This window comes from Microcoleus sp. AT8-A3 (genome assembly GCF_036705675.1).
In the GTDB taxonomy this organism is placed as follows: Bacteria; Cyanobacteriota; Cyanobacteriia; order Cyanobacteriales; family Microcoleaceae; genus Microcoleus.
On the sequence record NZ_JAUBVD010000034.1, the window covers coordinates 23,610 to 36,892 of the forward strand.

Annotated in this window: 9 protein-coding genes; 3 read left to right on the forward strand and 6 right to left on the reverse strand. The window is 46.7% G+C overall.

Annotated features, from left to right (window positions below; genetic code table 11):
• Positions 1 to 32 precede the first annotated feature (32 nt).
• Positions 33 to 5,150, forward strand: coding sequence for a PAS domain S-box protein (locus QUB51_RS19285; protein WP_333260316.1), 5,118 nt, complete (start codon positions 33 to 35; stop codon positions 5,148 to 5,150).
• Between the two features lie 7 nt (positions 5,151 to 5,157).
• On the forward strand, positions 5,158 to 5,373 hold the full coding sequence (locus tag QUB51_RS19290) for a hypothetical protein (protein WP_333056651.1): 216 nt from the start codon (positions 5,158 to 5,160) through the stop codon (positions 5,371 to 5,373).
• Positions 5,374 to 6,109: 736 nt separating this feature from the next.
• On the opposite strand, the gene QUB51_RS19295 is transcribed toward QUB51_RS19290, so the two are convergent.
• Positions 6,110 to 7,090: an ABC transporter ATP-binding protein gene (locus tag QUB51_RS19295; RefSeq protein WP_333208199.1), complete on the reverse strand. Its 981-nt coding sequence runs from the start codon at positions 7,088 to 7,090 to the stop codon at positions 6,110 to 6,112.
• A gap of 111 nt (positions 7,091 to 7,201) precedes the next feature.
• On the opposite strand from QUB51_RS19295, the gene QUB51_RS19300 reads away from it, so the two are divergent.
• Positions 7,202 to 7,390: a hypothetical protein gene (locus tag QUB51_RS19300; protein ID WP_333056649.1), complete on the forward strand. Its 189-nt coding sequence runs from the start codon at positions 7,202 to 7,204 to the stop codon at positions 7,388 to 7,390.
• Between the two features lie 61 nt (positions 7,391 to 7,451).
• On the opposite strand, the gene QUB51_RS19305 is transcribed toward QUB51_RS19300, so the two are convergent.
• The 5 genes from QUB51_RS19305 to QUB51_RS19325 form a co-directional block, all read right to left on the reverse strand.
• Positions 7,452 to 8,381 (reverse strand): phosphoribulokinase, encoded by a 930-nt coding sequence (locus QUB51_RS19305; RefSeq protein WP_333056648.1) that lies wholly within the window; start codon positions 8,379 to 8,381, stop codon positions 7,452 to 7,454.
• A 235-nt stretch (positions 8,382 to 8,616) separates the two neighbouring features.
• On the reverse strand, positions 8,617 to 10,248 hold the full coding sequence (locus QUB51_RS19310) for a GTP-binding protein (protein WP_333056646.1): 1,632 nt from the start codon (positions 10,246 to 10,248) through the stop codon (positions 8,617 to 8,619).
• 93 nt (positions 10,249 to 10,341) lie between these two features.
• A complete protein-coding gene (locus tag QUB51_RS19315) occupies positions 10,342 to 10,485 on the reverse strand; it encodes a hypothetical protein (protein ID WP_333056645.1) in 144 nt (47 codons plus the stop codon).
• A 529-nt stretch (positions 10,486 to 11,014) separates the two neighbouring features.
• Positions 11,015 to 12,148, reverse strand: a complete 1,134-nt coding sequence (locus tag QUB51_RS19320) for a hybrid sensor histidine kinase/response regulator (RefSeq protein WP_333056644.1) — start codon at positions 12,146 to 12,148, stop codon at positions 11,015 to 11,017.
• 56 nt (positions 12,149 to 12,204) lie between these two features.
• The gene (locus QUB51_RS19325) at positions 12,205 to 13,281 is read right to left on the reverse strand and encodes a response regulator (protein WP_333234103.1); all 1,077 of its coding nucleotides are present in this window, start codon (positions 13,279 to 13,281) and stop codon (positions 12,205 to 12,207) included.
• Positions 13,282 to 13,283: the final 2 nt, after the last annotated feature.

The window sequence follows — 13,283 nt, forward strand, 5'->3', positions numbered from 1 at the left end:
TCCGATCGCGCCATCGCTACAGGTCAACCAAAATGAGTCGGTTTCAGGTCTTGCCCTTACCCATTAAATCTTACAGTATTGCTACATTTAGTGCCGGCACGGCTTTACTGCTGACAACTCTGTTACTTTTTTTCTTCGAGGAAGTTCCTGCAATCTTACTTTTTGCCGCTGCGGTTATCGCTTGGTATGCTGGCTTAAAGTTCGCAGAACCAGAAATAGAAATTGAACGTAATATTATTTCCAAAGTAATTGACACGACGGCTTGCTTAATTGTAGTCCTAGACAACCAAGGACGGATTGTGCGCTTTAACCAAGCTTGCGAAAAAATTACAGGCTACTCGACAGCAGAAGTGCTCAATAAATGTGTTTGGGATGTGTTCTTAATCTCCGAAGAAGTAGAGCCAGTTAAAACTGTTTTTACCAAGCTCAATGTCGAAAACTTTAACAGCGAGTATCAAAATTATTGGCGCACTAAAAATGGGGACAAGCGCTTAATTTCTTGGTCGAATACTGTGACCATAGATGGCGATGGTTTGGTAGAATATGTGATAGGAACTGGTATTGATATTACCGATCGCAAAGAAGCAGAAATAGCCCTAGCATTATCCTACACTAACCTAGAAACTCGCGTCAAAGAACGCACAGCAGAACTGACAGTAGCTAAAGAAGCGCTGCAAGCTCAAGAAGAACGATTTCGCTGTTTAAGTTCCTGTTCGCCTGTCGGCATTTTTATGGCCGATTCCCAGGGGCGCTACACCTATGCAAACCCACGCTGTCAGGCTATTTGCGGCTTGAGTTTGACAGAACTTTTAGGAGACGGTTGGGAGAAGTGCATTCACCCGGAAGACAGCGATCGCGTATTGAGCCGATGGCTGGATTATACTCGGCAAGGTGGGGAATATGCGATCGAGTATCGCCTGCAAACACCAGAGGGGATTGTGCGCTGGATTAACGTTTGTTCATCGCCGATGTTCTGCGACTCCGGCGAACTCATCGGATACGTGGGCACGGTGAGAGATGTCACGGAAAGACAACAAGCGCAAGCAGCTTTGGCAAGCAGCGAACAGCAACTGAGAACGCTGCTAGAAAATACGCCAGATGTGATTATCCGCACTGACAAAGAGCTGCGTTATATTTATGTCAATCAAGCCGTTGAAAGAAGCCAAGGAAAACCAATTTCATTCTTCCTGGGTAAAACCAGTCAAGAAATAGGAATGCCGCCGGAAGTGTGCCAGATGTGGGATGAAACCCTGCACAAAGTGTTAGAAACAGGTCAAGAAGAAATTGTAGAATTTCAGGCTTTCTCAATCAACGGCATCCGAAGTTATCAATCCCGCGTAGTTCCAGAATTTGACAAAAATGGCGTACCAGAATCAGCCTTAATTGTCGCCCGCGATATCACAGAAATAAAACTTGCGGAAACTCAAAGATTGCAGTTAACAATTGAGCAAACAGCAAGGGAAAAAGCGGAAATAGAACAGCAGCGGTCGGCATTTTTAGCAGAAGTCAGCAAAATGCTGGCTGATGCGTTTGACGGGGAAACGGTGCTGCAAAAGGTAGCCGAATTAGCAATAAATTCGATCGCGGATGGGTGCTGCATTCATTTGACCGAAACGGGGTCAAAAGTGCGTCTAGTCGCTGTGGCTCACGCAGAACCCTCCACAGTTGAGACTATTAATAACTTCAGCATCCGCAGTTTGAGCGCCGAAAATGCTGTTAACGGCTATCCGCTGGTAATCCGCTGCGGCAAATCCGAACTAATTGCCGAAGTGGATGAGGAGATTTTAGCAGCAGGAGCCGAAAATGCAGCAGAATTGGAAATATTGCGATCGCTCAATATCGGATCTCACGCTTGCGTACCGCTGAGAGCTCGCGGGCGGGTAATGGGTTCCATCACTTGCTTTACCTCAAAGTTTGGCCGCCGCTACAGTGCAGAAGACATGGCAATGCTAGAAGATTTAGCATACCGCGTGGCGATCGCCCTAGACAACGCCAGACTTTACGCAGAAGCGCAACAAGCACTATCTCAAACATCGCAATCCTTTGCCTTAATTGACGCGCTGTTAGAAGCATCTCCCCTAGCCATTTGCTTTCTGGATCGCGAAATGCGCTTCATCCGTATCAATAAAGTCTTAGCAGAACTCCACGGTTTGCCCGCCGAACAGCATATCGGCCAAGATTTCCGGCAATTGTTGCCAGAATCCGCCGCCAAATTTGCCCCGATTATTCAGCAAGTTTTAGACACCGGTCAGCCTGTTTTAAACATAGAATTTAGCGGCGAACCTGATGGAAAACCAGGATATTTCGGCTACTGGGTAGCCAACTACTACCCAGTGAAAAATGAAATGGGAGAAATAATCGGAGTTGGCCTAATTATCACAGATATTACCGCAGCAAAACAAACAGAATTAGCTTTGCGGGAAAGCGAAATGCGCTTCCGCAGTGTGGTAGAATCTAACATGATAGGCATCGGTTTCTGGGATGGCAACGGGGAAGTTACTGACGCTAACGACGCCTTGCTGGAAATGATCGGATATACGAGGGAAGACTTAGTTTCGGGACAGATCCGCTGGTTAGAACTAACGGCGCCAGAATATCTAGAACTCGATCGCATTGCCCTCGCGCAAGTCGAAGCATCAGGAAGTTGCGCGCCTTTTGAAAAAGAATACATCCGCAAAGACGGCACGCGGTTCCCAGTTTTAGTCGGCGGCGGAAACTTCCAAGGATGCACAGACAAAGGAGCATTCTTCGTACTAGATATCACCGATCGCAAACAAGCCCAAAATCAACTTCGAGAAAACGAAATACGCATTCGCCGCCAACTAGCAGAACTAGACTTAGTTTACAAAACCACACCAGTCGGGCTGTGCTTTGTCGATACAAATTTGCGCTACATCCGCCTGAACGAATGCCTCGCTGCGATCAACGGCCGATCGATCCCAGAACACATCGGGCGCACCGTTAGAGAAGTAATTCCCGAAATGGCAGATATTGTAGAGCGAATTTACCGCCAAGTGCTGGCGACACAAACCCCCGTGCTCGACTTGGAAATTAAGGCAGAAACCAAGCAACAGCCAGGAGTTTTGCGGGATTGGCAAATCAGCTTTTACCCCGTGAGCGATCAATCAGGAACACTCCTGGGAGTCAGCACCGTGATTGCCGAAATTACCGATCGCAACCAAGCAAAACGGGTAATGCAGCAAAGCGAAGCCATATTCCGGCGGCTGTTCGAGTCAAATATTTTCGGAGTTGCGATCGGCGATTTTAGCGGCCGCATCGCCTACGCCAACCAATCCCTGCTCAACATGATCGGCTACACCCGCTCAGACTTGCTCTCCGGTAAAATACGGTGGGACAGAATGACCCCCCCCGAATACCTGCATCTCGACGCCTTAGCGGCCGGGGAACTGCGGGTTCAGGGAGTCGCAACTCCTTTCAAGAAAGAGTATATCCGCAAAGATGGCAGTCGCGTGCCGATTCTGATGGGCGGAACCACTCTGTGCGCGGACAACCGCGAACCAGAGACGATCGTCGCATTCTACATCGACTTGACCGAAATCTCGCGGGTGGAAGCAGAACTCAAAAAGAATCAACAACGGCTGCAAATCGCTCAGCAAGCAGGCAAAATCGGAAGTTTTGAATTGAACATCCAAACCAACGAGGTCGCCTGTACGCCGGAGTTAGAGGCTTTGTACGGGCTGCCTGCAGGCGGTATCGACAGCTATCAAACTTGGGTGGAAATGGTGCATCCAGACGATCGCACTGTTACCGAACAGCAGGTGCAAGCTGCGACAGCTTCCGGGGAGGAATTAAACATAGAGTTCCGCATTTGCCGCCCGGACAAAAGCGTGGGCTGGATTGCTTGCAGGGCTAAGGTGTTTCAGGACGATCGCGGTTTGCCTTTGCGGATGATCGGGGTGAACGTCGATATCAGCGATCGCAAAGAAGCAGAAGCAGCGCGATCGCACATCCATCAAACTTTAGAAGCCTTGATTCAGGCTTGTCCCCTAGCAATTACCGTTTTGGACTGCGACGACGGCACTGTGAAAATGTGGAACCCAGCCGCCGAGAGGATTTTTGGCTGGAATGAATCAGAAGCGGTAGGTCAATTTGTGCCCTGCGTTCCCGCAGACAAGCGGGAGGAATTCACGGCTAATTTGAAAAGAATTCGCGCTGGAAAGGCGATCGCGGGCATGGAAACCTACCGCCAAAGGAAAGACGGCAGCTCGATCGACATCAGTTTGTGGGCAACTCCAGTCCGCGACAGCAACGGCAATATCAACTGTATGTCGATCGTCGCCGACATCAGCGATCGCAAGCAAGTCGAGGCCGGGCGCGCTCAGTTGCTCGAGCGCGAACAAGCCGCGCGGGCGGAAGCAGAAGCTATCAGCCGCCGGAAAGACGAGTTTCTAGACTCTCTTTCCCACGAATTGCGAACGCCTTTAAATGTGATTCAGGGGTGGGCACAGATCCTGCGCGCCCACCCCAACAACCAAGATAAATTAGCTTCGGGTTTGGAAGCCATTGAGCGTCAGTCGAAGGTGCAGATCCAGCTAGTGGAAGATTTGCTCGATGTTTCCCGGATTATTCAAGGCAAACTGGTTCTGAAACCCGGCTGGTTCTACATGGTAAGGACGATCGAGGCGGCTAATAATTCAGTTCGTTTGGCAGCCGATGCCAAGTCTGTCACCGTTTCGTTAGAACTTGACCCCGCAGTCAGCTTGATGTGGGGCGACGCCCAGAGGTTGCAGCAGGTAGTGTGGAATTTGCTGACTAACGCCGTCAAGTTTACGCCTTCGGGGGGAAATGTGCAAGTGCGCTTGTCTGCGGTGGCTGTTAGCGATTCTTCATCACCCAATTACGTGCAAATTACTGTCAGCGATACCGGAAAGGGCATTCCTGCTGAGTTTCTGCCCTACGTGTTCGATCGCTTCCGACAAGCAGACGCCTCGAAAACTAGGGCTGACAGCGGTTTGGGACTGGGATTGGCGATCGTCGAGCACTTGGTGCAACTCCACGGGGGCACTGTGACTGCGGAAAGTCCCGGTAAAGACAAGGGTGCGACATTTACGGTGACACTGCCACTCAAACAGCCTCGGAGTAAGAAGGGGCAGTTGAGAGGAGTCGCCGCCGGATATTTTAGTCCGTGATATCGCTATGCTGGTTGAGGACGGCTACTCGCCGATCCGCACAGTGCGATCGTCCGCATCCGACAAAATCAAGCGCTTGCCGGCCGTGGCGCTGACAGCTTATGCTAGCGAACAAGACCGCGATCGGGCGATCGCCGCTGGTTACAACGAACACTTAACAAAGCCGATCGAACCCGCTCTCTTCGCCACCGTTTTAGCTGACATCTTGCAACAATATCAATAAGAGGATTTTTCGTGGGGTTGGGCGGGTTTATAGAACCTATTTGCAAGCTTTAAGGCTGTTGGCGAACCCGCCCCTACGGCTAATTGAGAATGGTGCAAGATATCAGTTTTAGCCAAGTTAACAAATTTGCATTAGGGCGATCGGGTGCGACGAACACACAAATAATATCATTTCCGTTTGATTCCGATTTGTATGATGTTAAATCTTGTAGGGGCGGGTTCACCAATAATAATTGCCCATAATCTACAATCTCATAAACCCGTCCCCGCTGGCTATCTGAGATGTTGCACCGGCCGTCAATAAAGGGTTTTTGGGTAGGTTGGGGTGGGTTTATTTAACCTGTCTGCAACTTTTCAAGCTATTGGCTCACGGGCCCCTACAGGTTCCACAGGAATGGTGCGACATCATAGATGCTACCGGACATAATATAACCTGTACATTTTGATTCGGATTTGTATGATATTAAATCTTGTAGTTATGTAGGGTGCGGATCTGCTCATGTTTAATGAAACTTGCAGATTGACTGGTGGCGACGCACCGATGCTTACGACAAGATTGTGTGTACCGCATATACATGGAATATGCTGTAATTGCCCAAAACCCACAATCTCGTAAACCCGCCCCCGCGCCACCATCAATCCCAATCTACGTCTTTTAAGATATAGCCTTTCTCAAAAAAAGTGAGGTATGCCCTATGCCCATGAGTACCTCCTATGAGAACTCAAAAGGCTATACTTCAACCACTAGAATAAATCCCTCTTTCTTGCAGTTGCTGCATAAAAAACTCTTCCAAACTAGGCTTAGCCAAATTCATCCCAATTAACTGCCCTCCCGTACCGCTCAGACTAGAAATAAACTCCTTCGGATCGCCCTGCAAATGACCGTACCACAAATCATTATCAACTTCCATATCCGGTATCCATTTTTGCAGGATATTCAAGTGGCCTCCCCTACCTTCAACCCGGTAAGTTTCAGTATTACCCAAAAGTTCATCGATCGCACCCATGCAGATTAATTCACCCTTAGCCAAAATTGCCACTCGATCGCAAATCTTCTCCACATCCGACAATATATGCGAATTAAAAAAAATTGTTTTTCCTTGATTTTTCAGCGATAAAATTATCTCCCGCATCTGATAGCGTCCCATCGGATCTAAACCAGACATCGGCTCATCTAAAAATACCACATCTGGATTGTTAATCAAAGCTTGAGCCATGCCGATCCGTTGCAGCATTCCCTTAGAATACTGGCGCAACTGTTTTTTAATTGCCGCCGATTGAGATAGCCCAACTAAGTCTAGCAAATTGGGAATTCGCTGTCGCTGAATCGAGGAGGGAATTTGAAATAACCCCGCCGCAAATTGCAAGAATTCCCAACCCGTGAGATAATCGTAAAAATAGGGATTTTCTGGCAAATAGCCGACTCGCTGCTTCACAGTGCGATCGCCCAAAGGCCTCCCCAACAGCAGCGCCCGGCCAGAAGTGGGCCGCACTATACCCAGCAAAGTTTTCAGCAGCGTAGTTTTCCCCGCTCCATTTTGCCCTAACAACCCAAAAGTTTCCCCCTCAGAGATAGTCAGAGTGCAATTTTTGAGCGATTCAATTTTTTCATTCATCCAGAAGCCAGTACGGTAGAACTTCCCCAGATTAAATGTTTCCACCACTGGGGTAGCTCTGGGCATCTCGATGGAAGTTGGCGCATCTACAAGAGGTTCCATTTTTGTCAGAGAAATAACTAGCACCTGATTATATTCTATTGCATAAGTTAAGTAATAATTGCTATTTTTAATGTTAAACTAATATTAGCTGTAGTTAAAATTTTCTCAATTATGGAACGTTCAAAACTTGTTGCTATTATCACTGGAGTGATTTCTATAGTTTTAGCAGTTGCCTACCTGCTCCTTGTTACCCTCCTTGACTTCCGAGGCGAAATGGTGCCCGCACCTCAAAGTCAGTTGCCAGTCTCCATGCCACTTCAGCAATTAGGCACTGTTAACCAGACTTTGCGAGTACATTAGTTATTGGTTATTAATCATTGCAATAACAACTAACAACCAACAACTGCTAACTGCCAACTAACTAATACACATGAATTGCTTTCATCATGTGATATGCAACCAGCAACTGCGTCAAAGCTAGCGGGTAACTTTGCAAAACTTCGCCAGTTGTGCCGATCAGTTTGCCAATTTCCGGGTTGCCTTGGGCGGAACAAAATCCCCGCAGGTGGGGCAACTCGCCGCACAACATCATTTCCAGTTCGTTTACTTGCTCGCTGGTAGCGTGGGAGTCTACTTCCAAAACGTCAACAGGTTTGCCCATATCCCGATCGAGTCCCAAGCGAATTGCAGGTTTAAAACTCTCGCTGCCTCGACCTAAAATTTCAGTAAAATCAGGGTGAGGAATTGTCGGTCTGAGCACTAAACGGACGCTCAAATTTGATTCATTTTCCGCTTCGGGCGGGTAAAAACTAACTACAACGTCGGCCGATTTGCGCTGAGGACGAATAAAGTCTTCAGAGTCTGGTTCCCGTTTTTTTATTTCTGCAAGCACCTGTTCTTCAGTATAACCGCGCTTCATGACATCGCGCTTAACTTTCCACTGAGTTCGCAACTCTTCGGGAGGAGCAAGATACACTTTTACGTCGTAAGAATCGCGGATTGTTCGGGTTGCGTAACCCAGCAAACCTTCAACTATGACAAATTTGCTGGGCTTGATATATTCCGGCGGGTCAAATGTACCTGTCGTGTGGTTGTAGATGGGTTTGAGAATTGCTTGTCCGGTACGCAGCAGGCTAAGGTGCTGCTGCATGATATCGAGATAATTGCAGTCGGGATGCAATGCTGTGATTCCGATTTCGGTCCGCTGCTTTCTGTCGTAGCGATGATAGTCGTCAGTGCAAATCACAGTGACATTTTCTGGTCCCAATACTTGGGCAATTCCCCGCGTCAGGGTGGTTTTGCCCGCTGCGCTGTCTCCGACAATACCGAGAATAATTGGTCGATCGCTCATTGTTTTTACCCGGACGCACAATAGCAAATTTTGTTGTCAATCTTCAATCTTATCAAAATTGTGTTCCATCCGATCGCTCGGTTTGACTTGCTCCCCCCGGAGTCTCCCCCCTGTGTAAAATTATTGTAAAATTTCTTAATAAAATTCAACAAAGCATACTCAGGGAACATCTCATTGAACGATCGTAATTACCCAATTCTCAATTCCCTGTTTGCCCAATTCCCTGTTTTGCCCATTACCAGTCATCGTTTCGTTTGTTGCTGTAAGTTTCCCAATCGTCTTGTTGTGGTGGCTGATACAAAGGTTCTGCTTCCAATTCGGCTGACATTTCTAATTCAGGTTCCGATTCCTGCTGATAAATGTTCAAAGGTTCGACAACGCGGGCGATCGCATCTTTGACAAATGCTTTGACAAACTCGTCCTTCCTATTTAACTGAAACTGCCTTTGTACAACTTCGGCGATGCCACCATCGCCCCAATCTTGGTCATGGCGGAAATATTCAATAAAACTTTTACCAGCAATTCTAGTTAAATAAGCCGCACTAACTGCTTGAATTGCTTTGCCAAGTACAAACCCCGCTACGCTTAATTGCAGCGCCCTTGACACTACTTGAATTACCCCTTCAACTATTCCCAAACTTGCTAGGGTTTTTGCTAGAGACAATGCCAATTCTTTCGCGCGATCGATATTTAATTCGCAGCCGTAAATCTTAGCAATTTCTACTACCATTTGAGCGTTAACTGCTGCTGTCGCTAACAAATCCACAACTGGCAAAGGCGTTACGGCAATTACTCCGGCTCCGATCCACTGAAATCGCTCTACTGCCTTATCAGCTTGCCGCCTTCTTTGAGCATCAATTAACTTGCGCGCTTGGTCTCCCAAGTGCTGAGATTGCAGCAAAATATTGTCCGCAATTAAGTCTTCGCCTTCGGCTCGCAAAATCGCAGCGACGCGCCGAATTAATGGCATAATATCCGGGTCTGGCTGAAAAATTGTGCCGTCTTCTAGGACAACTTTTTGCGGATTGGCGCTAATTGCTACTACATCCATTGCTGATACAAAACCTTTGACTCGCTGCCGCAGTTGATCGAGAATTTCATCTCTGTCGGTGTCGGGATAAAGGTCAACTTTATTAAAAACCACGATCGACCTTTTGCCAATTTCCGCCAAAGTCCGCAGCGGTTCGTACTCGGATTTGCGTAAATCACCGTCCAAAACAAATAAGATCAAATCTGCCCTCGCCGCCAACTGCCTCGCCAATTCCTCTCTGTAAGTCCCCGCAACTCCCGCTTCCAAGATGCCTGGAGTATCAGTAATTGCTAATTCTCGATCGATTCCTTTCAATTTCAGAGTGTAAGTTTCCCCAACTTCGGTAGTTCCCATCGGCGCACCCACCTGTCCCGCCATCCGCCCCACCAACGCATTCACAGCGGAAGTTTTGCCCGCAGAACCGGTGCCGAAAACAACTACTCGAACGCTGCCCCTCGCCATGCTAGCTTCAATTTCGCGGGCTCTCAACAGCAAAGCTTGCCGCGCTACTTCATCTTGAATGCGATCGACTTGTTGCCGAATTGCTTTAAGATTTTCCGAAGCAGCTTCACTTTTCACAACAGGAATCTTCGGAGTAATCGGCCGTTTTCCCTTAACTTTCTGGGGGCGTTGCAGCAGCCTAAAATAGTAAACCAGCGCAAAAATTAGGGTTCCCAAAAGTACAATTATCAGGAAAATCAGCAAATTAGCCAGCAGCGGAGAAGCAGACAACGCAACTTGACTGTAAAGCCCTGTTAAGGAACTCACCAGCCCAATAATCAGCCCCAGGGCGAGGCAGAAAGCAGCAATTAAGGTTAACAGGCGCGGCAAAGGCATGAGGGGAGTGGCAAATAAAAGGGTTATACTTTGATTTTTACATTACGCCGATCGTCATCAGTCATGGCAAATCTAAAATCTAAAATCTAAAATCTAAAATGGCCGAGCGCCCGATGGTACTGCGCGAACCCGCAAATCCCGATTCTGTCGCACTGCGGGCGCGATTTGCGGGGTTTTAGTGGTAGCGGGTGCAGATAAAGTGCGATCGCGCCCGCAGTCTGCAATTGTAGCTTGCACGAGAACTTAGGCTCGCGAATTAAATAACTTACAATTTTAATTGTTATTGTGGGATGGGCTCTTATAGCCCGTCATGAGTGGACGGGCTATAAGAGCCCATCCCACTTTCAAGAGTGGAAGTTATTTACAGCACTTTCCAGGTAAGTGAAGTACAGAGAAACCGGGTTTCTTGAATAAAACCGGTTTCTGGCGAGAAATCCAGAAGAAACCCGGTTTCTGGGGTGTACTTTATAAACCTGGAATCCGCTGTAATTCTCATTCCTTACTAAGTCGGTGGCAAAATTCGCCAGTATGTAACAAAAGATTAATTAGGGTGATTCGAGTTAAATTTAATAGGTTTTGTAAGGTTGTGTATGGTTTTTTCTTTACCTTCTACCCCATGAATTACCGCAGAAGCAAGCTCTAATTCCGAGTCAAATATTTCTCCTGCTAGTTCCTCTTTTTTGATCTGTTGCCGCTCCCTGCAAAGCAAATTTATTCCTTCTCAATCTCCATAACGATGCCACCGGACTTGATAGAAAAACTCATGCTAATTGCGGACAATTGGCAGAGTGAGATGTACCGTTGTTTCCTTTTGATAGATACTGGTAATTGAGAACTCTCCTCCTGCCAGTTCGACAATTTTCCTGACAATTTTTAAGCCGATACCGGTGCCCTGTTGCTCATACCTCTTGCGCTCAAACTGCATGAAGGCACCTATTTTAGCAATTTGCTCTTCTGTCATGCCCCGCCCGGAGTCATGTACAGATAAATGTAGCATCTCCCCTAGGACTTGACTACTAACTTTAATAGTTGTCTCTGGTGAGGAGAATTTCAGTGCATTATCAATTAATTCATGGAGAATAGTTGATAGATATCGGTCTGATAGAGCTATATCCGCTTCCTCAAGAGTGAACAACATATCGTTGCTACGGTTGACCTTCTGAGCCTGGTATGTCAACTCGGTTTCAATGGCGGAAGCTACAAATTGAGTCCGGGCAGATTCCATCTTGTGCTGTTGACTTGCGGATAGTTCTAATCCTAAATAAATCAGGAATTTTTTCGTTAATTTTTCTAGGCGACGGGCCGAGTCATGTGCCCAGCCTAATATCTCACGGATTTGGGCGATATCCATGTTTTCGATATCGTCCTTGAGCAACCCGATCGTGCCTAAGATGCCATTGAGGGGCGTATTTAGTTCGTGGGATAGAGTAGAAGCTAAGTTGCCACGCAGCTCATTGAGGGTGCTGTCCAAGACATTGAGCGTATTTTCTTGGATGTGGTATAAGTTCTGGATATTATCATACTGTTCCTTGATTCTGAGCATTGAATGCACGCGAGCACGCAGTTCAATAGCATTTACAGGTTTACTGATGAAGTCGTCAGCACCGGCAGTGAGACAATGGGCAAGGTCTGATTTTGAATTTAATGCTGTCACCATAATGATGGGAACGGCTTGCCATTTTGACATGGCTTTGATTTGCCGACAAATCTCGATGCCGTCTATTCCCGGCATCATCACATCCAGCAAAATAAGATCCGGATCAAATATGTCGAGGGATGCGATCGCTTCTTGCCCGCTGGCAGCATAATGCAATTGATAATCCTGCTCTGATAACAGGGTTTCAATCACATCAAAGTTATCCGGCTCATCATCAACAATTAAGATAGAAAATTGAGACATAATTGCCACCATTTCAATAAAGTAAAAATTTTATAATTTCATCTGATACTCGTCAGCTATGCGGCCAAAGTGATTTCAAAAATTGCTCCTTGTGGTTGGTTGTTTCTGACACAAATTTCGCCCCCATGTGCCTCAACGACCATTTTGCAGAAAGCTAAACCCAACCCTATTTGAGAGACATTAGACATCAGATTTCCAATCTCGTATTTCTCAAAAATTTTTTGTCGCAATGTATCAGGAACACCTGGGCCAGAGTCGATAACCTGAATTTTTGCCTTGCCAGATGTGAGGAATTCTACAGTCACTATGATTTGACTATTGGGTGGGGAAAACTTAATGGCATTCGAGAGGAGATTGTCCAGCATTCGATGTATCATCGTGGCATCAGCCGAGACTTTTATACTGTTTTGTCCTGGCAAGTGAGCGACTATAAACTGATTTTTTTTAGCAGCGATTCCTTCAAAGTTTGAGATAGCAGATTCAATAAGGTCGCACAGATAAATATCAGTGTAATTGAGACGATTTTTACCGGATTCGAGTAAATAGATTTGCAATAAATCATCAATTAATAGCTGTATTGCTTGTGCTGACGAGTAAATTCGTTCCAGTTGCATTTGTTGTTGTTCTTTAGGATACTCTAAGCTTTTTAGGATTTCCAAGCCAAGCAAGATGCCAGCCAGGGGATTGCGTAAATCGTGGACTACCATTTTAACCATATCTTCGCGCAATTTGAGTAAGCTTTGCAGGTCGTCATACTGGTGCTTAATTCGCAGCATACAGTGAACTCTGGCACGTAGTTCAATAGCATTTACAGGTTTACTAATGAAGTCGTCAGCGCCCGCAGTGAGACAATGGGCAAGGTCGGATTTTGAGTTTAATGCTGTCACCATAATGATGGGAACGGCTTGCCATTTTGACATGGCTTTGATTTTCCGACAAACTTCGATGCCATCTATTCCTGGCATCATGACATCCAGCAAAATAAGATCCGGATCAAATATGTCGAGGGATGCGATCGCCTCTTGCCCGCTGGCAGCGTAATGCAATTGATAATCCTGCTCGTTCAAGAGAGTTTCAATCACATCAAAATTATCGGGTTCGTCGTCAACGATCAAAACAGATGGTACATTCATGA

What these genes read in the sequence shown, in the direction of transcription:
- QUB51_RS19285 (WP_333260316.1), top strand. Translation starts at nt 33, where the DNA reads ATGAGTCGGTTTCAGGTCTTGCCCTTACCCATTAAATCTTACAGTATT.
- QUB51_RS19290 (WP_333056651.1), top strand. Translation starts at nt 5,158, where the DNA reads ATGCTGGTTGAGGACGGCTACTCGCCGATCCGCACAGTGCGATCGTCC.
- QUB51_RS19295 (WP_333208199.1), bottom strand. Translation starts at nt 7,090, where the DNA reads ATGGAACCTCTTGTAGATGCGCCAACTTCCATCGAGATGCCCAGAGCT.
- QUB51_RS19300 (WP_333056649.1), top strand. Translation starts at nt 7,202, where the DNA reads ATGGAACGTTCAAAACTTGTTGCTATTATCACTGGAGTGATTTCTATA.
- QUB51_RS19305 (WP_333056648.1), bottom strand. Translation starts at nt 8,381, where the DNA reads ATGAGCGATCGACCAATTATTCTCGGTATTGTCGGAGACAGCGCAGCG.
- QUB51_RS19310 (WP_333056646.1), bottom strand. Translation starts at nt 10,248, where the DNA reads ATGCCTTTGCCGCGCCTGTTAACCTTAATTGCTGCTTTCTGCCTCGCC.
- QUB51_RS19320 (WP_333056644.1), bottom strand. Translation starts at nt 12,148, where the DNA reads ATGTCTCAATTTTCTATCTTAATTGTTGATGATGAGCCGGATAACTTT.
- QUB51_RS19325 (WP_333234103.1), bottom strand. Translation starts at nt 13,281, where the DNA reads ATGAATGTACCATCTGTTTTGATCGTTGACGACGAACCCGATAATTTT.